The organism is Glycomyces salinus, from assembly GCF_016428645.1.
GTDB classification, from domain to species: domain Bacteria; phylum Actinomycetota; class Actinomycetes; order Mycobacteriales; family Micromonosporaceae; genus Glycomyces; species Glycomyces salinus.
Genome location: NZ_JAELXW010000018.1, coordinates 69,970 through 89,049 on the forward strand (window position 1 = coordinate 69,970; position 19,080 = coordinate 89,049).

At 68.8% G+C, this 19,080-nt stretch carries 18 protein-coding genes and 1 riboswitch; of the genes, 17 read left to right on the forward strand and 1 reads right to left on the reverse strand.

Annotation, left to right across the window (positions count from 1 at the left end):
• The first annotated feature begins 1 nt into the window (after position 1).
• From JFB92_RS07580 to JFB92_RS26085, 14 genes are all read left to right on the forward strand, one after another.
• Positions 2-1,297 carry an ABC transporter substrate-binding protein gene (locus JFB92_RS07580; protein WP_199036616.1) on the forward strand — a complete coding sequence of 432 codons (1,296 nt, stop codon included), beginning with the start codon at positions 2-4 and terminating at the stop codon, positions 1,295-1,297.
• 20 nt (positions 1,298-1,317) lie between these two features.
• A complete protein-coding gene (locus JFB92_RS07585; RefSeq protein WP_199036618.1) occupies positions 1,318-2,313 on the forward strand; it encodes a carbohydrate ABC transporter permease in 996 nt (331 codons plus the stop codon).
• A complete protein-coding gene (locus JFB92_RS07590; RefSeq protein ID WP_199036620.1) occupies positions 2,310-3,197 on the forward strand; it encodes a carbohydrate ABC transporter permease in 888 nt (295 codons plus the stop codon). The genes JFB92_RS07585 and JFB92_RS07590 overlap by 4 nt, the downstream gene beginning before the upstream one ends.
• Positions 3,198-3,225: 28 nt before the next feature.
• A complete protein-coding gene (locus JFB92_RS07595) occupies positions 3,226-3,840 on the forward strand; it encodes a hypothetical protein (protein WP_199036622.1) in 615 nt (204 codons plus the stop codon).
• A 70-nt stretch (positions 3,841-3,910) separates the two neighbouring features.
• Positions 3,911-4,534: a hypothetical protein gene (locus JFB92_RS07600; RefSeq protein ID WP_199036624.1), complete on the forward strand. Its 624-nt coding sequence runs from the start codon at positions 3,911-3,913 to the stop codon at positions 4,532-4,534.
• A 296-nt stretch (positions 4,535-4,830) separates the two neighbouring features.
• Positions 4,831-5,433, forward strand: coding sequence for a CDP-alcohol phosphatidyltransferase family protein (locus tag JFB92_RS07605; protein WP_199036626.1), 603 nt, complete (start codon positions 4,831-4,833; stop codon positions 5,431-5,433).
• A 168-nt stretch (positions 5,434-5,601) separates the two neighbouring features.
• A complete protein-coding gene (gene gcvH / locus JFB92_RS07610) occupies positions 5,602-5,982 on the forward strand; it encodes a glycine cleavage system protein GcvH (RefSeq protein ID WP_307789053.1) in 381 nt (126 codons plus the stop codon).
• A gap of 34 nt (positions 5,983-6,016) precedes the next feature.
• The gene (locus JFB92_RS07615; protein ID WP_199036627.1) at positions 6,017-6,454 is read left to right on the forward strand and encodes an FHA domain-containing protein; all 438 of its coding nucleotides are present in this window, start codon (positions 6,017-6,019) and stop codon (positions 6,452-6,454) included.
• Positions 6,455-6,578: 124 nt separating this feature from the next.
• A complete protein-coding gene (locus JFB92_RS07620; RefSeq protein ID WP_199036629.1) occupies positions 6,579-7,049 on the forward strand; it encodes a bifunctional nuclease family protein in 471 nt (156 codons plus the stop codon).
• Positions 7,050-7,156: 107 nt separating this feature from the next.
• Complete coding sequence (locus JFB92_RS07625; RefSeq protein ID WP_199036631.1) at positions 7,157-7,705, forward strand: MerR family transcriptional regulator; 549 nt, start codon at positions 7,157-7,159, stop codon at positions 7,703-7,705.
• 21 nt (positions 7,706-7,726) lie between these two features.
• Positions 7,727-7,827, forward strand: a riboswitch (glycine riboswitch).
• 99 nt (positions 7,828-7,926) lie between these two features.
• The gene (gene gcvP / locus JFB92_RS07630; protein ID WP_199036633.1) at positions 7,927-10,782 is read left to right on the forward strand and encodes an aminomethyl-transferring glycine dehydrogenase; all 2,856 of its coding nucleotides are present in this window, start codon (positions 7,927-7,929) and stop codon (positions 10,780-10,782) included.
• Between the two features lie 76 nt (positions 10,783-10,858).
• A complete protein-coding gene (locus JFB92_RS26080) occupies positions 10,859-12,559 on the forward strand; it encodes a vWA domain-containing protein (protein WP_199036635.1) in 1,701 nt (566 codons plus the stop codon).
• Between the two features lie 63 nt (positions 12,560-12,622).
• Positions 12,623-13,858 (forward strand): chorismate-binding protein, encoded by a 1,236-nt coding sequence (locus JFB92_RS07640; protein ID WP_199036637.1) that lies wholly within the window; start codon positions 12,623-12,625, stop codon positions 13,856-13,858.
• Between the two features lie 324 nt (positions 13,859-14,182).
• Positions 14,183-14,560, forward strand: a complete 378-nt coding sequence (locus JFB92_RS26085) for an ankyrin repeat domain-containing protein (protein ID WP_372451593.1) — start codon at positions 14,183-14,185, stop codon at positions 14,558-14,560.
• On the opposite strand, the gene JFB92_RS07650 is transcribed toward JFB92_RS26085, so the two are convergent.
• Positions 14,557-15,486, reverse strand: a complete 930-nt coding sequence (locus JFB92_RS07650) for a LysR family transcriptional regulator (RefSeq protein WP_307789055.1) — start codon at positions 15,484-15,486, stop codon at positions 14,557-14,559. The two genes, JFB92_RS26085 and JFB92_RS07650, sit on opposite strands and share 4 nt — an antisense overlap.
• Before the next feature lie 73 nt (positions 15,487-15,559).
• Here JFB92_RS07650 and JFB92_RS07655 point away from each other — a divergent pair, with 73 nt between their 5' ends.
• The 3 genes from JFB92_RS07655 to JFB92_RS07665 are packed head-to-tail and all read left to right on the forward strand — an operon-like array spanning position 15,560 to position 18,985.
• Complete coding sequence (locus tag JFB92_RS07655; protein WP_199036641.1) at positions 15,560-16,300, forward strand: succinate dehydrogenase cytochrome b subunit; 741 nt, start codon at positions 15,560-15,562, stop codon at positions 16,298-16,300.
• Between the two features lies 1 nt (position 16,301).
• On the forward strand, positions 16,302-18,242 hold the full coding sequence (locus JFB92_RS07660; RefSeq protein WP_199036643.1) for a fumarate reductase/succinate dehydrogenase flavoprotein subunit: 1,941 nt from the start codon (positions 16,302-16,304) through the stop codon (positions 18,240-18,242).
• Positions 18,239-18,985, forward strand: coding sequence for a succinate dehydrogenase/fumarate reductase iron-sulfur subunit (locus JFB92_RS07665; RefSeq protein ID WP_199036645.1), 747 nt, complete (start codon positions 18,239-18,241; stop codon positions 18,983-18,985). The genes JFB92_RS07660 and JFB92_RS07665 overlap by 4 nt, the downstream gene beginning before the upstream one ends.
• The last annotated feature ends 95 nt before the right edge of the window (positions 18,986-19,080 follow it).

Below are 19,080 nucleotides of genomic sequence, written 5' to 3' on the forward strand. Positions count from 1 at the left end.
AATGAAACGCCACCAGTACCGCGCCAAGCGCCGTACCCTGCTGACCGGCGCCACCGGCGCCGCCGCCCTCGGGGCGGCCGCCGCCTGCGGCGACGACGGACCCGCCGGCACCGCCGACGACCCCATCGAACTGAGTTTCGAATGGTGGGGCAACGACGACCGCGCCGAGATCACCCAGCAGGCCCTCGACCTGTACCAGGAGAAGAACGAGGGCATCAAGATCACCACGAACTTCTCCGACTTCCCCGAGTACTGGCAGTCGATGACCACCCGCATGGCCGCCCAGGATCTGCCCGACGTGTTCCAGATGGACTACTCGCGGCTGCTCCAGTTCGGCGGCAACGGCATGCTGCTGCCGCTCGAAGACCTGGTAGACACCTCCGATTTCCTCGACGGATTCCTGGAGACCGGCTACGTCAACGACGAGCTGGTAGCCGTGCCGATCGCCGGGAACACCCTCGCCATGATGTACCGGACCGACTGGTTCGAGGCCGCCGGCGTCACCATCGAGCCCGGCTACACCTGGGCCGACTACCAGGAGGCGATGCGGCAGGTGACCCAGAACCTCGCCGAGGAGGGCAAGTGGGGCGGCGGCGACTTCGCCGGCCAGTACCACTTCATGGAGCTGTGGCTGCGCCAGGAGGGCGGCAGCTTCTACACCCAGGACGGCACGGCGCTCAACTTCGACAAGGCCCAGCTCACCGAGTGGTGGTCGATGAACGAGGAGATCAACGCCGACGGCTCAGTCGCTCCGATCGACATCACCACCCAGTGGGAGGAGGACGGCATGGTCCTCGACGCCCTCGGGTCCCAGATCCTGTGGGACAACTTCCTGCCCTGGTTCGCCCCGACGATCCAGGAGAACGGCGGCGAGCTCGCCCTGGCGGCCCCTCCGTCCAAGGACCCGAACAACATCGGCCTCTACCTCAAGCCGTCGATGCAGTTCGTGATCGGCGCCAACACCGAGCACCCGGAGGAGTCGGCGAAGCTGATCGAGTTCATGCTGACCGACCCCGAGGCCGTGAAGATCCTCGGAACCAACCGAGGCGTCCCGGCCACCAACGTCGGCCGCGAGAACGTCGAGATCGACGAGATCGCCCAGCAGGTCCTCGACTACGAGGCCAGCGTCTCGCAGTACCTGACCTCCCCGCCCCCGGCCCCGCCGGCCGCGACCGGATCGATCGAGGTCAAGTTCGGCGAGGTCTACGAGCAGGTCCTGTTCGGCGAGCTGTCGGTGGCCGACGCTGTCGACACCTTCTTCACCGAAGCCGAGACTCTGCTGGCGTCCGAGCAATAACCAACCCGAGGGAATCCACCGTGTCTGCTTCACCTCCCACCGCCGCCGTGCCGCAGACGGGCGCTGCCGGTGAGGCTGGAGCGCCGCCGGACCGCGGATCCCGGGGAGCGGCCAAGCGCCGCTCCCCGGGCGTCCGGGGCGGCGAGCGTCTGGCCGGCTATACCTTCATGATCCCCTGGCTCATCGGGACCGCGGTCCTCACCGTCGGCCCGATGGCCTGGTCGCTGTACCTGTCGTTCACCGACCACCACCTGATCCGGGGCGGCAGCTGGATCGGCTTCGACAACTACATCGCCATGTTCAGCGACCCGATGTTCGGTCGCACGGTGCGCGTGACTTTGATGTACGTAGCCCTGGCCGTGCCGATCAAACTCGTCGCCTCTCTGGCCGTGGCCATGCTGCTGGCCCAGAAGCGACGCGGCATGGGCTTCTACCGGGCCGCGTTCTACATGCCCAGCCTCATCGCCATGAGCGTCGGCATCGCCCTGATCTGGAAGGCCCTGTTCTCCGACGACGGCGTCCAGGACAGCTTCATGAGCGCCTTCGGTTGGGAGGGCGGCGGCTTCCTCGGCAACCCGTCGGTGTCGATCCTGATGCTCGTCATCCTGGCGGTCTGGAGTTTCGGCGCACCCATGGTCATCTTCCTGGCCGGATTGATGCAGGTCCCCAACGAGCTCTACGAGGCGGCGGACGTCGACGGGGCCGGGAAGTGGCAGAAGTTCGTCCGCGTCACCCTGCCGATGCTCTCACCGGTCATCTTCTTCAACGTCCTGATGGAGACCGTCGGCGCCTTCCAGGTATTCGGCCCCGCCTACATCATCGGCGGCGAGGCCGGAGCCCCGGCGTGGTCGACCCTGTTCTACACGGTGCGGATCTACACGCTTGCGTTCACCGACTTCCGCATGGGCTACGCCTCGGCCTACGCCTGGATGCTGGTGCTCGCGGTCGGGATCGTCACCCTGCTCATGTTCCGGGCCGCCAAGCAGCTCGTCTTCTACGCCGGGGAGGACAAATGACGACCAGGACCGCCTCCGGACGCGAGATCGTCCGCAACACCAGGCCCGCCTCCCAGCGGGCCAGATCCTGGGCGTGGCACCTGACGATGCTCGCGGTCCTGGCGATCGTGCTCTACCCGCTGCTGTGGGTCATCGCCGCCAGCCTGAAGGGCAACGCCGACATCATCACCGACACCGGCCTGTGGCCGGAGACGGTGACCTGGGAGCACTTCAGGTCGGCCTTCGACGGACTGGCCGGCATTCCGCTGTGGAGGTTCTTCTGGAACTCCTTCGTCATCGCGGCGCTGTCGGTGGTCGGGGTCGTCGCCTCCTGCTCGATGACCGCCTACGCGCTGGGGCGGCTCCGGTTCCCCGGACGCACCCTCATGCTCGGCATCGTCATCGCGACCCTGCTGCTGCCCGGCCAGGTCATGCTCATCCCGCAGTACCTGATCTTCTCGGAGATGGAGCTGACCAACTCGTACGTGCCGCTGGTGATCGGCAAGTTCCTGGCCCTGGACGCGTTCTTCGTGTTCCTCTACATCCAGTTCATGCGGGGCATCCCGCGCGAGCTCGACCAGGCGGCCACGATCGACGGCGCCGGGCACTTCAGGATCTTCTTCTCGATCCTGCTGCCGCTGCTGCGGCCGGCGGTCATCACCTCCTCGATCTTCACCTTCATCTGGTCGTGGAACGACTTCCTCGGCCCGCTGATCTACCTGTACGACATGGAGAAGTTCCCGCTGCCGCGCCTGCTGCAGTCGTACTCGAACTCCGAGGGCGTCACCAACTGGGGTGGCATGATGGCCATGACGCTGCTGTCGCTGGTCCCGGTGGTGCTGTTCTTCCTGGTGTTCCAGAAGTTCCTCATCCGGGGCATCGCCACCTCGGGCGTCAAGGGCTAGATCCGAGCAGGGGAGGAGGCCGGGGAGCGTGGCCGGAACCAGACGCGACTCGCACGGCACCAGGCCGTTCGCGCTGTTCGCCGAGTGCATCCTGACCGGGGTGTGGCTGACGGCGGCCGCGCTGCCGGTGGTGACGCTCCCGGCCGCGCTCGCGGCGGCCTCGCGCCACCTGGCCGGCTTCCTCGACGGCACCGACTCGGGGCTGGCGCGGTTCTGGAGGGACCTGCGCACCGCCTGGTCCGAAGGGGCCTGGAAGGCGGGCCTGGCCGTGCTCGGCGCGGCAGCGCTCCTGGCGGCCGACCTGTTCGTGCTCGCACAGGAGGGCGTCCCGGGCCGGGCGGTGATGGCGCTGCTGACGATGGCGGTGGCCGGTGCGGCGGCCGCGGTGCTGCTGCGGGCGGCCGCGGCCTGGGAGCCCGGATCGTCCTGGAGGGACCTGGCCTCGGCGGCGCTGGCGGATTCGCGGGCGGACCTGTCGGGCACCGGCATCCTCCTGGGCGGGCTGCTGGTGCTGTCGGTGTCGACGTGGGCGCTGTGGATCCTGTTCGTGCCGATGGTCGGGTGCATGGCGGGGGCGGCCCTGGCGGTGCGGCGCCGCCGGAGGGCCATCCCCGATGAGGAGGGGCAGGTACTGCCGGAGTAGGACGAGTATTCCTCCCCGCGGTGGTCGTCCGGTGTTGGTAGCGTGTGTCAAACCCACCCTTGGAGGAACCATGGACAAGTCCCCACAGGCCCCGCAGCGCAAGGCCCGACCGGGCACGGTGACCTTCGCGGTCGCCGTGCAGTGGCTCCTTGTACTCGCACTGCTGGCCACCACCGTGGTCAGCTACATGTACGGCGCCGACGCCCAGGAGGCGTTCGAGGCCGAGGTGCGCGCCCAGGGCATCGCGCCCGAAGACCTGCCGGAGGGCTACGGCAACTTCGACAGCTCGCTGAACCTGGTGTTCACCCTGGTGGCCGCCGTCGTGGTGGCGCTGCTGGCGCTGCTGAACGCCCGAGGCAACCGGCCGGCGCGCATCGTCACCTGGATCGCCCAGCCCCTGGTGCTCGTCTGCGGCGGCTTCGTCTTCGTCGGCCAGCTGTTCATGGCCCAGTCGTTCCAGATGACGCTGGACAACTCCGGCGACGCGCAGCTGGAGGGGCTGGACGCCGATCCGATGGTCGAGGCGGCCCTGGGCGCCTTCCCGGCGTGGACGGCCGCGATCGACTGGTCGGTCCTGACCCTGGCCACGCTCGGGTCGGTGCTGGTGATCATCCTGCTGGCCGTTCCCAGCTCCAACGAGTTCTTCCGCAAGGAGGAGCCCGAGAAGTACATTCCCGGGGCTCCGCAGTCCTGAGAGCGCGTTCGGACAACCCGGGTCGGAAGCGGCCTGGGTTGTTCTGTATCACCATTAATATCAAATATATATCGACATCGAGGTTTTCAACCTCCACCGTAGACAGGCCCCCTGCACCTCACGGACCATTACAAGACGGGCTTCGCCCGGCAGCCACATAGCGACAGCGGGTCAATTTCAGGGATACAGTCAGGCCCCGGTGCGGCTAGAATCGCGGTACACCCGCCGCACCACGGCTCGGACCACCCGAGCCGACAGGAAACCACCGGCTCTCGCGAGCCGTCGAGAGGACCGCATTGAGCAATACAGCAGCGCCCGCCGGCTGGGGGGTATGGACGTGGCCGAACCTGGTCACGGCGATCCGCCTGGCCGGAATCCCGCTGTTCTGCTACCTGCTGCTGGCCACCGAATACTACTGGCAGGCCGCGATCGTCCTCGCGGTCGGCGGCGGCACCGACTGGGTCGACGGCCAGCTCGCCCGGCGCCTCAACCAGGTCTCCAAGCTAGGCCGCCTCCTCGACCCCTTCGTCGACCGGCTCTACATCCTCACCTCGCTGCTGGCCCTGACCTACGTCGGGCTGCTTCCGTGGCCGTTCACCATCGCCGTGCTCGCCCGCGAGGCGGTCATGGTGTCCATGGTCCTGGTCCTGCGCTTCCACGGCTACGCGCCGCCGCAAGTCCACTTCTTGGGCAAGTCCGCCACTGCGGTGCTGTTCATGTCCTTCCCGGTGCTCGTGGTCGCCGGCCTGGTCAGCAACGCCGACACCTGGGCCGCCCCGCTCGGGTGGGCCCTGGCCTGGTGGGGCCTGGGCCTGTACTGGATGGCAGCCGCCGTCTACGTGCGCCAGGCGGCGAAGCTGGTCCGCGGCGACCGTCCACGGTCCCACGCGGCGGCCTGAGCACCGCCCGGCGCAACCCCTTCGGCCCATCGAAATGATCACGCCCCCGCGGCCCCGCCGACGGCACGGCGAGCCTTGGCGATACGGTCATTGGCGTCCGACCCGCCTTCTTCCGCGGCGGCGCTTGCGAGCCGCGGTCCCGGCGGGATTCTCAGAGGGGAGCTACAGGTGATTCCGGAGCAGCTGCGCTACACCGCCGAGCACGAGTGGGTCGAACAGCGCGAAGGCGCCGTCGTGCGCGTGGGCATCACCGACTTCGCACAGGAATCCCTGGGAGACGTCGTGTTCATCGAGCTCCCCGAGGTCGGCGCCGGTGTCGAGGAGGGGACGGTGGTCGGCGAAGTCGAGTCGACCAAGAGCGTCTCGGACGTGTACGCTCCCGTGACCGGTAAGATTCTGGCGTGCAATGACCGACTGACGGAATCCCCGGAATTGGTGAACAGCGACCCTTACGAAGCGGGCTGGATGTTCGACATCGAGGTCGAGGATTCCGGCTCTCTCAGTGCTTTGCTGGACGCGGGAGCGTATGCGAAGCTTATTACGGAGTGACCAGAGGGTCCAATCTTCTAGAAGGTGGCAATCCATGACGCGTTCGAATGACGAGTTCCCTCCGCCCGACGTGACCGCCACGATGAACCTGTCCGCTTTGCAGGAGAGCGGAGAGGTCGACGCGGAACTGAACTCAGCCCGTCTGGCAGAGTCCCTGCCGGCGGGAACCGCGCTGTTGGTCGTCCGCCGTGGACCGAATGCCGGCGCCCGCTTCCTGCTGAACACGGAAGTGACCACGTCCGGCCGCCATCCCGACTCCGACATCTTCCTCGACGACGTGACCGTCTCCAGGCGCCACGCCGAATTCCACCGCGACACGGCCGGGTTCACCGTCCGCGACGTCGGCAGCCTCAACGGCACCTACGTCAACCGCGAACGAGTGGAGACCGCCACGCTCGGCAACGGCGACGAAGTCCAGATCGGCAAGTTCCGACTGCAGTTCATCAGCGGCCCCAAGGCCGCCGCGGCCTGACCCGCCCGTCCGCTCGGTTCGATTCGATCGATTTGCGAGTAGGCTGAAAGACGACAGGCCCGCCCGGGCAAGCCCCGGTGCGGGCCCTGCATCAGCGACGACGGCACCCGTTGGAGGCGAACCGGTGCGGATGATGACCGTAGTCGGGGTCCGCGTGGAACTCCCGACCAACCAGCCGGTGGTCCTGCTCAAAGAGAGCGACGGCAACCGCTACCTGCCGATCTGGATCGGCACCGTCGAAGCGGCCGCCATCGCCTATCAGCAGCAGGAAGTCCAGCTGTCCCGCCCGCTCACCCATGACCTGATGCGCGACGTCCTCGAGGCGCTCGACGTCACGCTGACCTCGGTGGAGATCACCGAGCTGCGCGACACCATCTACTACGCCGAGCTGCTCCTCGACGGCGAGACCCGCGTCTCCTCGCGCTCCTCGGACGCGATCGCCCTCGCCCTGCGCACCGAGACGCCGATCTGGTGCGCCGAAGAGGTCCTCGACGAGGCCGGAGTCGTCCTGCCCGACAGCCAAGAGGACGAAGTGGAGAAATTCCGCGAGTTCCTCGAAGAGGTCTCCCCCGAGGACTTCGACGAGGAAAGCTGAGCCGCACCCGCCGCCACCAGCCGAGCAATATTCTCTTTCGGCCCATTGTGATGGGTCGGCGCGTTACTCTCACCAACATAGAGGCCCGACGGTGCGGAGGACGAGCGATGGACGCCCACAGTGAATCGACCGGCCGGAGCCCCGTTCCGCCCTCCCAGATCCGCGGCTGGCGCGGCACCGCCGCCTGCCGGGTGGTCGGCATCACCTACCGCCAGCTCGACTACTGGGCCCGCACCGGACTGGTCGAGCCCAGCATCCGCCGCGCCAGCGGATCGGGTTCCAACCGGCTCTACTCCTTCCGCGACATCATCGTCCTGAAGGTCATCAAACGCCTGCTCGACGCCGGGGTCTCCCTCCAGAACATCCGCAAGGCCGTCGAGGCCCTCCGCACCCGCGGCGTCAAGGACTTGGCCGAGATCACGCTCATGTCCGACGGCTCGACCGTCTACGAATGCCGCTCCGCCGGCGAGGTCATCGACCTCCTGCGCGGCGGCCAGGGCGTCTTCGGCATCGCCGTGCGCTCCACGGTCACCGAGGTCATGGGCCGGTTGGCCACCCTCCCGGGCGCCGAGGCCCCCGTCAGTCCGCCCGAGCAGCTGGCGGCCCGCCGCGCCGAAGACGGCCAGGTGCCGCATCGACGACGCACCGCATCCTGACATACGATGTGCGCAGAGCCGGAAAACCGGGCGGGAGAGATCGTGGGCCACACGCGCTCCACGACACCGAAGGGGCAAGTCCCTCGCTTCAAACTCTCAGGTACCAGGACCGCCCGGCCTTGGCCGCTCTGAAGCCGTCACGTCGAGCCGTCGGGCTCGCCGCCGTGACCGGTGACAGACGAGGGGACCGCTGAAGCCGTCGACTGTCACCGGAGGCCCTCGTGACCGACCGTTCGTTCTCCGCCCGCCACATCGGCACCAGCGCCGCTGATCGCGACGCGATGCTCAAGACCGTGGGATACCCCTCGCTCGAGGCGCTCATGGACGCCTGCATGCCCGAGCTCATCCGCTCCCGGGACGGCCTGAAGCTGCCCGAGGCGGTCTCCGAGGCCCGCGCCCAGGCCGAACTGCGCGCCATCGCCGCGTCCAACCGGCCGCTGCGGTCGATGATCGGCCTGGGCTACTACGGCACGCACACCCCCGCGGTGCTGCGCCGCAACATCCTGGAGAACCCCTCCTGGTACACCGCCTACACGCCCTACCAGGCCGAGATCAGCCAAGGGCGGCTCGAAGCGCTGCTGAACTTCCAGACGATGATCGCCGACCTCACCGGCCTGCCGGTCGCGGGCGCGAGCCTGCTGGACGAGTCCACCGCCGCGGCCGAGGCCATGCTCCTGGCCCGCCGGGCCGCCCCTGCGCCAAGGCGCGGCTCGAAAGCTTCGTCGCGGCGAGTTTCCTCGGACGTGTTCGTGGTCGACTCCCGTGTCCTGCCCCAGACTCTGGCCGTCCTGCGCACCCGCGCCGAACCGGTCGGCATCGAACTGGTCGAGACCGACTGCGCCGACCCCGCCAACCTGCCCGAGGCCATGTTCGGGATGCTCCTGCAGTACCCGGCCGCCGACGGGGAGGTCCGCGACTGGGCCGAGACGACCCGCCTGGCCCGCGAGCGCGGTGCGACGGTGGCCGTGGCCGCTGACCCGTTGGCGTTGGCGCTGCTGGTGCCGCCGGGGGAGTTCGGTGCGGATATCGCGGTGGGGTCGACGCAGCGGTTCGGGATGCCGGTGGGGTTCGGTGGTCCGCACGCCGGTTATATGGCGGTGCGTGAGGGGCTGAAGCGTCAGCTTCCGGGGCGGTTGGTCGGGGTGTCGAAGGACGCGACCGGCGCGCCCGCGCTGCGGTTGGCGTTGCAGGCTCGGGAGCAGCATATTCGTCGTGAGCGGGCGACGAGCAATATTTGCACGGCGCAGGTGCTGCCGGCGGTGATGGCCTCGTCGTTCGCGGTGTGGCACGGCCCGGAGGGGCTGGTCGCGATTGCCGAGGAGGTGTCTTCGTCCGCGGCGCGCCTGGTGGCGTCGTTGGAGGCGGCGGGTGCGGCCGTGGCGTCGGGGAGTGTGTTCGACACGGTGGTGGTGGAGGTTCCGGGTCGGGCTGAGGCGGTGGTGGCTTCGGCGGCGGCCGGGGGGATCAATCTGCGTCTGGTCGATGGTGATCGGGTGGCCGTGGCGTGCGATGAGACGACGACTGAGGCGGATCTTCGGGTGGTGTGCGAGGCGTTCGGTGTGGATTTGGTGGTCTCGGGGGGTGTGGCGGTTCCGGTGGGGTTGCGGCGGTCGAGTGCGGTCTTGTCGCATCCGGTGTTCTCGGCGCATCGTTCGGAGACGGCGATGATGCGGTATTTGAAGCGGTTGGCGGATGTCGACTACGGGTTGGATCGGGGGATGATTCCGCTGGGGTCGTGCACGATGAAGCTCAATGCGGCCGCAGAGATGGAGCCGGTTTCGTGGCCGGAGTTCGCTGAGGTGCATCCGTTGGCGCCGGAGGGGCAGACGGCGGGTTGGCGGCGGTTGGTCGGCCAGTTGGAGGGCTGGTTGGCGGATGTGTGCGGGTATGCGGCGGTGTCGGTGCAGCCGAATGCCGGGTCGCAGGGGGAGTTGGCGGGTCTGTTGGCGATTCGGGCTTGGCAGGAGGATCGGGGGCAGGGTGGTCGGGATGTGTGTCTGATTCCGGCTTCGGCGCATGGGACCAATGCGGCTTCGGCGGTGTTGTCGGGGATGCGGGTGGTCGTGGTGGCCTGTGATGAGGCCGGGAACATCGATGTGGCGGATCTGGAGGCGAAGATCGGGGCGCATGCCGATGATCTGGCGGCGTTGATGGTGACCTATCCGTCGACGCATGGGGTGTTCGAGTCTTCGATCGTGGAGGTGTGCGGGCGGGTCCACGATGCGGGTGGGCAGGTGTATGTCGACGGGGCGAATTTGAATGCGTTGCTGGGGTGGGCGAAGCCGGGGCGGTTCGGTGCGGATGTGTCGCATTTGAATCTGCACAAGACGTTCTGTATTCCGCATGGTGGCGGCGGGCCGGGTGTGGGTCCGGTGGCGGTGGCGGAGCATCTGGTGCCGTATCTGCCTTCGGATCCGTTGTCGGCGGTGCCGGGTCGGGTGGGGCCGGTGTCGCAGGCGCGGTGGGGTTCGGCGGGGATTCTGCAGATTCCGTGGATGTATCTGCGGATGATGGGTCCGGACGGGGTGGCGGCGGCGACGGCGTCGGCGGTGCTGGCGGCCAATTATGTGGCCTCGCGTCTGGGTGAGGCGTTTCCGATCCTGTATGCCGGTGAGCATGGGCTGGTGGCGCATGAGTGCATTCTGGATTTGCGTGAGCTGTCGCGGCGGTCGGGTGTGAGCGTGGAGGATGTGGCCAAGCGGCTGATCGATTACGGGTTCCATGCGCCGACGATGTCGTTTCCGGTGGCGGGGACGTTGATGGTGGAGCCGACGGAGTCGGAGGATCTGGCGGAGTTGGATCGGTTCTGTAAGGCGATGATCGCGATTCGGGCTGAGATCGAGGCGGTGGTCTCTGGTGTGGTGGCGGTGGAGGATTCGCCGTTGCGGTCGGCGCCGCATACTGCGGCGGCGGTGACGGCCGAGGGGTGGGATCGGGTGTATTCGCGGGCTGAGGCGGCGTGGCCGGCGGGTGTGGGTGCTGGTAAGTATTGGCCTCCGGTGGGCCGGGTGGACAATGCGTGGGGGGATCGGAACCTGGCGTGTACGTGTCCGCCGCCGGAGGCGTTCGGGTCTTAGCCTGGGCGGTGGGGCTGCGTCTGGGGGTGTGGGTGGTTCTACACTGGCTGCCAGTGTTCCCCCAGGAGAGAAGCTGATGGTTTTCGGGCATACGCGTGCAGTCAAGTCGCACCGGACGGGGCGGCGCCGGAAGAAGGGCGGTTCGCGGTTGCCGGTGGCGCCGTGGATTGTGATCACGCTGGTGTGCGTGTTGGTGGCGTCGGTGTTGACCGTGGGGTTCGTGATGCTGCTGCGGGCCGGTTGCAGTGGGGATACGTATCGGGTGTCGGTGGCGGCTGCGGGGAACTCGGCGCGGGCGTTGGAGGATCTGGCTCAGGAGTGGGAGCAGGAGGAGGCTCCGGAGCTGGACGGCGAGTGCGTGGGTGTGGAGATCAATCCGGTTTCGGCGGTGGATGCGGCGCGGGGGTTGACCGGTCAGTGGAACACGGTGTCGCTGGGGGATCTGCCGATCGCGTGGGTGCCTGATTCGGACGTGTGGGCCGAGTGGGTGACCGACACGGAGGTCACGGCGGATTATTTCGGTGATGAGCCGGTGGTGCTGGGGCAGTCGAACACGGTGTTGGCGGTGCCGGAGGCGACTGCTGAGTCGTTGGGTTGGCTGGGGGGTGAGCCGCCGTCGTGGGCGGCGGTGCTGGATGCGGCCGAGGCGGGGGATCTGCGGTTGGCGGCGGCGAATCCGCGGACGTCGACTGAGGGGTTGCAGTCGATGCTGAATGCGGTCAGTGACGGCGAGGGCGGGGTCGATCTGGCCGAGATGGATCGTTATGCGGCGGCTTTGGAGGCGGGTCGGACGGCCGACAATGCCGAGGCGTTGTTCTCGGAGGCGCGGGACGCTGAGGATCCGGTGGGTTTTGCCGATGCGTATACGGCGTTGGATTATCAGGTGGAGGAGTTCAATTCGGGTCCGGATGCGGGGTTCGAGTTGGTGCCGGTGACGCCGGCGGGTGCGGAGTTGAACGCGGTGTATCCGTATCTGGTGTTCAATGCGGGTGGGGCGCAGTGGGTGTCGGAGTCGGATGCGCGGATCGCGGAGATGTTCGGTGGGTATCTGCAGTCGGATGGGGCGTTGGAGGCGTTCGCCGAGGACGGGATCGGGCCGGTCGATGATGCTGGTGCGGCCTCGGGTGTGATCACGGGGGACACGGTGCGGGAGGCGGTGCGGCAGTGGCGGGCGCCGGGTCAGGCGTCGGTGAACGTGCTGCTGGTGCTGGATCGGTCGGAGGCCGGGGGGCAGGAGTCGGTGCGGTGGAACGGGGAGGACGTGCAGGCCAGTGATGCCGAGATCCGGGCGGCGGTGTCGCTGCTGGGGGAGTTGCCCTCGTCGTCGCGGGTCGGTTTGTGGGAGTTCGGGGCCGGTGCGGGGGGCGGCCAGAATTGGGAGCAGGTCTTGGAGGTCGCGGATTTGTCCGATGGGCATCGTGAGGACGTGGAGGGGGCGCTGTGGAATCCGTCGGATCTGTATTCGGGGGGTTCGCCGCTGTTCGACACGGTGACGGCCGCGCACGCGTATCTGGGGGAGAGCGCGGTCGAGGGGGCGGAGAACATCGTGGTGGTGTTGACCAACGGCGGGGTCGACACGGTCAGTGCGCCGACGGTGGAGGAGACGGCCGATGCGTTGTCGTCGGCGACGGCGGAGCAGTCGGTGCCGGTGCAGGTGTACACGGTCGGGTTCGGCAGTGCCGATGCGGGGAATCTGTCGCTGTTGGCCGAGGCGACCGGCGGGCGGCTGGTGGAGGCCGAGGGAGGGAGCCTGCTGGATCAGCTGCGGGCCGGGTGAGGTGGTCCACTCGCGGTGGCCGTTGCGACACCGCCGGGCCTGAACGCCGTTCACACTTGTGGCATGTCCGCGTTCTCGTCGGTCCGGCCTGTGCCTCCGGGTGCGCCGGGAGTGTGCGCTGATCGCCTGGTCGAGTGCGATCGTTTCGAGTGGCGGCTCGGCCAGGGCGGTGACCCGGCGGTGCTGGTGGCCGATTTCCTGGACCGCTGGCGGGGCCGGCACACCGGTGCCGAGGGTTCGGTGTGCGGGGTGGGGGTGCTGATCTCGGCGGCGGCCGGTGCGGCGATGATCGGCGGCGCGGCCGGTGCGGTCACTCCGGTGCCGGCGGTCCCGGATGTGGCGCTGGTGGCCTACCGGCACGGCCGGTCTCGTGCGGCGCCGGTGTCGGGGGGTTTCGGTGCGGGGCCGTGGCGGCGGTCGTGGACGGCGTCCGATCACGCCAAGGCCGTTTCGCTGGTTCAGGAGGCCATCGGGCGCGGCGATGTGTACCAGGCGTGCCTGGTGGGGCATCGGCAGGCGTCCTGGTCTGGGGAGGCGGGCGCGGCCGCGGCGGCGGTGCGGCGGATCGGCGGTGCCGCTTGGGGCGGGGTGATGAGCGGGGATGACTGGATGGTCGCCTCGGCCTCCCCGGAGTGCTTCCTGATCGCCGGTGAGGGGCGGGCGGCGACCTTCCCGATCAAGGGGACGGCGGCGGCGACCGAGGCGGGCCGGGCCGAGCTGCTGGCTTCGGTCAAGGAGCGCGCCGAGCATGTGATGATCGTGGATTTGGAGCGCAATGACCTGGCGCGGGTGGCGGTGCCGGGGTCGGTGACGGTCGAGGAGTTGTTCGCGTTGCGGTCGTGGGGGCGGTTGTGGCAGGCCGAGTCGACCGTGTCGTGCGTGTTGGCCGAGGCGGGTGATGTGGCCGGTCTGCTGCGGGCGATGTGTCCGCCGGGGTCGGTGACGGGGACGCCGAAGTTGGCGGTGTTGGATCTGGTGTCGGGGTTGGAGCCGGTGGGGCGGGGTCCGGCGATGGGGGCGATGGGTTTCTGGTCGGGCGGGGTCTTGCGGTTGGGGTTGACGATTCGGACGGTCGCCTTCGATGGGGCGTCAGTGCATGTGTGGGCGGGCGGGGGCATCACGTGGCGGTCGGTGGCCGCCGATGAGGTGGCCGAGGCCGAGGCGAAGGCGGCCGGGGTCGTGGAGGCCCTTGGGTTAGTGCTGGCGGGATCTCCAGACTTCGAGGGTGCGTTCTTTGGCTTCTTCGCGGAGGTGTTCGGGCCATTCGGCGCGGTAGAGGCGCAGTCGGGGGGTGGGTGAGTCGAGTTCGACGACGCAGCCGAGGGCCATGGGCGGGTCGGGGTGGACTCGCTGGAGCCAGACGGTGCCGCAGCCGTCGTCGCCGCTGACTTGGATGGTGCGGTGTTCGAGTTGGAACTGTCCGAGTATTTTCGGCTCGTTCATGCGCGAGTCCCCCACCTGTTTGTGTCCCACCGTTGCGGCGCGGTTCCGGTCGGCCGGTGCGCGCCCGCAGTCCATCTTCGCCACCGCTTCGCGGCGATGTCAATACCCCCGGTGACACCTTGGTGGGTGAATCCCCTGGGCAGCGCGTTCGGGGGTCGGGGCGGTGGGGTGTGTGTCAAGCTGTTGGGCGTGAGTGATGAGAAGGATTTGCAGGCGATCGCCGAGCGGGCGTTGGATTTGGCCAGGGCGGGGGAGACCGAGCGGTTGCTGGCGTTCGTCGATGCGGGGCTGCCGGTGGATCTGGCCGGTGGCAGTGGTGATTCGCTGTTGATGCTGGCGGCCTACCACGGGCATGCGGAGACGGTGCGGGCGCTGATCGGCCGGGGGGCGGATGTGGAGCGGCGCAATGATCGGGATCAGTCGCCGCTGGCGGGGGCGGTGTTCAAGGATTTCGGTGCGGTGGTGTCGGTGTTGTTGGAGGCGGGGGCCGATCCGGATGCGGGGACGCCGTCGGCGCGGCAGATCGCGGCGATGTTCGATCGGGAGTTGCCGGTTTAGATCGTGTGCATGCCTTCGGGGAGGCGGCCCCAGGCGTGGAGGTCGGTGAGGTGTTCGTCGAGGCGGGCGGCGAAGGCGGCGGCGGCTTTGGTGGGGGGTGTGTCGGTGCGGGAGGTCAGGGCGATGGTGCGCCAGGCTCCGGGTGGGGCGATGGGGGTGGCGCGCAGGCCGGGTGCGGCGGCGGCGATCATGGCCGGGAGGAGGGCGATGCCGAGGCCGGCTTCGACGAGGCTGGCGACGGCGTCGGTGGCGCCGCCGTCGACGGCGACGGTGGGGGTGAATCCGGCTGCTTCGCAGGTGTTGACGGTGAGGTTGCGCAGGTCGTAGCCGTGTGCGGGGAGCACGAACGCTTGTTCGCGCAGCTGGGCGAGGCCGATGTGGGCCTGGCGGGTCAGCGGTGGCTGGGTGGCGGCGGAGGCGACCACGAGTGCTTCGGTGAGCAGGGGTCTGAGGTCGAGGCCGTCGGCGTGGGCGAGGCCGATGGTGAAGGCGAGGTCGAGGTCGCCGGCGGCGAGGCGTTCGGTCAGTGGTCCGGAGCCGTCTTCGGTGAGGGTGACGGTGACGCCGGGGTGGGCTTCTCGGTAGCGGACCAGGAGCGGGGCGATCAGCCAGGAGCAGAGGCTGGGGGTGGCGCCGAGGCGGAGGCGGCCGGCGCGGACGGCGAGGACGTCGTCGATGTCGGCGTGGGCGGCTTCGTGGGCGGCGGTGATGCGGCGGGCGTGGCCCAGGAGGGTGGTGCCGATGTCGGTGAGGGTGATACGGCCGCGGGTGCGGGTGAAGACCGGTGCGCCCAGTTCGGTTTCGAGTGCGGCGATCTGTTTGCTCAGTGACGGTTGTGTCACACCGAGGTTATCGGCCGCTTGGGTGAAATGGTGGGTTTGTGCCACGGCGAGGAAGGCTTTGAGTTGCTGCGGGCGCATGTCCATAACTTATCGGCATGGAAAACCTCGCTGCCATGAATTGGACTCGTGACGCCGGTCGCGTTTAGCATTGGGATTCGTGTCTACGGATTTGAAACCGCGCAAAGCCGCGCCGGCGAAGGCGGGCGGTCGGCCGGCCCGCTCGCCCCGCCTGCGCTCCTCGATCGGGCTGAAACTGGTCATGGCCGTCTCCGGGCTGCTGATGGTCGGCTTCATCATCGCCCACATGGCCGGGAACCTCCACGTGTTCGAAGGCCGCGAGTCGATGAACGACTACGCCCACGGCCTGCGCACCTTCGGCGAGCCGCTCATCCCGCACGAGTCGCTGCTGTGGGTGATGCGCCTGGGTCTGATCGCCGCGGTCGGCGCCCACATCTGGTCCTCGGTCGTGCTCACCCGCCGCGCCCTGGCCGCCCGCCCGGTCAGGTACGCCTCCAAGAAACCGGCCAAGGGCGAATCGCGGCACGCGGCGGCCACCATGCGCTGGGGCGCGGCCGTGATCGTGCTGTTCGTGACCTGGCACCTGCTGGACCTGACCTTCCGGACGGTCAACCCGGTCAAAGAGGTCCCCGACGCCTACGGCGCGGTCGTGGCCGCTTTCGCGCCCGAGCGGTGGCCGGTCACCGTCTTCTACCTCCTGGCCCTGGTCGCCCTGGGCTTCCACCTGCGGCACGGCATCTGGTCGGCCGTGCAGACCATCGCCGGACCGGACACGCGCTGGAGGGCCCGCTGGCAGGCGGCGGCCCTGGGGGTGTCGGTCATCGTCGTGGCCGGGTTCGCCGTGGTGCCCCTGGCCGTCTCCTTCGGATTGGTGAACTGACATGAGCGCCGACGACTACTTCCGTGAGGGCGACCCGGTCGCCGACACCAAGGCCCCCTCCGGGCCCATCAGCGAGCGCTGGGAGTCCCGGCGCTTCTCCGGGCGGCTGGTCAACCCGGCCAACCGGCGCAAACTGCGCGTGATCGTGGTCGGCACCGGCCTGGCCGGTGCCAGCGCGGCGGCCACGCTCGGCGAGCTGGGCTACCGGGTGTCCAACTACTGCTTCCAGGACTCGCCCCGCCGGGCCCACTCGATCGCCGCCCAGGGCGGGATCAACGCGGCCAAGAACTACCGCGGCGACGGCGACAGCGTCCACCGGCTGTTCTACGACACGGTCAAGGGCGGCGACTTCCGGTCCCGGGAGTCCAACGTCCACCGCCTGGCCGAGGTCTCGACCGAGATCATCGACCAGTGCGTGGCGCAGGGCGTGCCCTTCGCCCGCGAGTACGGGGGCCTGTTGGACAACCGGTCCTTCGGCGGCGCGCAGGTCTCGCGGACCTTCTACGCGCGCGGCCAGACCGGCCAGCAGCTGCTGCTGGGCGCCTACCAGGCCCTGGAGCGCCAGGTCGCGGCCGGGACGGTGGAGCTGCACACCCGCCACGAGATGCTCGAGCTGATCGTGGTCGACGATCGGGCCCGCGGGATCGTGGTGCGCGACCTGGTCACCGGGGAGGTCTCGACCGAGATCGCCGACGCGGTGGTGCTGGCCAGCGGCGGGTACGGGAACGTGTTCTTCCTGTCGACCAACGCCAAGGGCTGCAACGTCACCGCCACGTGGCGGGCGCACCGCAAGGGCGCCTACTTCGCGAACCCGTGCTACACGCAGATCCACCCCACGTGCATTCCGCAGTCCGGCGACCACCAGTCGAAGCTGACGCTCATGTCCGAGTCGCTGCGCAACGACGGGCGCGTGTGGGTGCCCGCCGAGCGCGGCGACGACCGGGCCCCCGGGGACATCCCCGAGGCCGAGCGGGACTACTACCTGGAGCGGCGCTACCCGGCGTTCGGGAACCTCGTGCCGCGCGACATCGCCTCCCGGGCGGCCAAGGCCGTGTGCGACGAGGGCCGCGGCGTCGGCCCCGGCGGCCTGGGCGTGTACCTGGACTTCGAGGCCGCGATCGGGCGGCTCGGCAAGGACGCCGTCGAAGCGAAATACGGCAACTTGTTCGACATGTACGAGCGGATCACCGGCGAGAACCCGTACGAGCGTCCGATGCGGATCTATCCGGCCGTGCACTACACCATGGGCGGGCTGTGGGTCGACTACGACCTGATGAGCAACATTCCGGGCCTGTTCGTGACCGGGGAGGCCAACTTCTCCGACCACGGGGCCAACCGGCTGGGGGCCTCGGCGCTCATGCAGGGCCTCTCGGACGGGTACTTCGTGCTGCCCAACACCATCTCGGACTACCTGGCCGACGGGCCGTTCGAGGCCGTGGCCGACGACCACGAGGCCGTAGCCGAGGCCCGCGAAGCGGTGAACGACCGGATCGAGTTCTTCTTGAACAACGACGGCGACCGCACCGTCGACTCCTTCCACCGCGAACTGGGCAAGATCATGTGGGAGTACTGCGGCATGGAGCGCACCGACGAGGGCCTGCGCAAGGCCATCGGGCTCATCGGCGACCTGAAGGACGAGTTCTACAAGCGCGTCAAGGTCACCGGCGGCGCAGGCGAGCTCAACCAGCAGCTGGAGAAGGCCGGCCGGGTGGCCGACTTCTTCGAGCTCGGTGAGCTGATGTGCATCGACGCCCTGCACCGCACCGAGTCGTGCGGCGGCCACTTCCGGGCCGAGTCCCAGACCGAGGACGGCGAGGCCAGACGCGACGACGAGCAGTTCTCGTACGTCGCAGCCTGGGAGCACGGCCAGACCGGACCGGTGCTCCACAAAGAGGACCTGGTCTTCGAATATGTCAAGCCCACCCAACGGAGCTACAAGTGAAACTCAAGCTGCGAATCTGGCGTCAGAGCGGCGCCGAAGCCAAGGGCAGGATGGTCGAGTACATCGTCGACGGCATCTCCGAAGACGCCTCCTTCCTGGAGATGCTCGACGTGCTCAACGAGCAGCTCATCGCCGAGGGCGCCGACCCGGTCGCGTTCGACCACGACTGCCGTGAGGGCATCTGCGGGGCCTGCTCGCTGGTGATCGACGGCCAGGCGCACGGGCCGCAGGCGGCGACCACGACCTGCCAGCTGCACATGCGCAAGTACCGCGACGGCGACGTGATCGACGTCGAGCCGTGGCGGGCCGGGGCGTTCCCGGTCATCAAGGACCTGGTGGTCGACCGGACCGCGTTCGACCGGATCATCGCCGCCGGCGGCTACATCTCGGCCCCGACCGGGACCGCCCCGGACGCGCACGCGACCCCGGTGGCGAAGCAGGACGCCGACGCGGCCTTCGCCGCGGCCGCCTGCATCGGCTGCGGGGCGTGCGTGGCGGCCTGCCCGAACGGGTCCGGGATGCTGTTCATGGCCGCCAAAGTGGCGCACCTGGCGCGGATGCCGCAGGGCCAGCCCGAGCGGCACACCCGCGTCCTCGGCATGGTCGCCGAGCACGACGCGTCCGGCTTCGGCGGCTGCACCAACACCGGCGAGTGCTCGGCCGCGTGCCCCAAGGAGATCGGGCTCGACGTGATCGGGCAGTTGAACCGGGACTTCCGCAAGGCCGCCGCCAAGGCCGCCTGATCATCACCGCCGCGGCCGGGCCCAAGCGATGCTTGGGCCCGGCCGTTCGCGTGTGAGGCGCATCGCCCCGAATCGGGGTTGCCGTTGACGTAGCG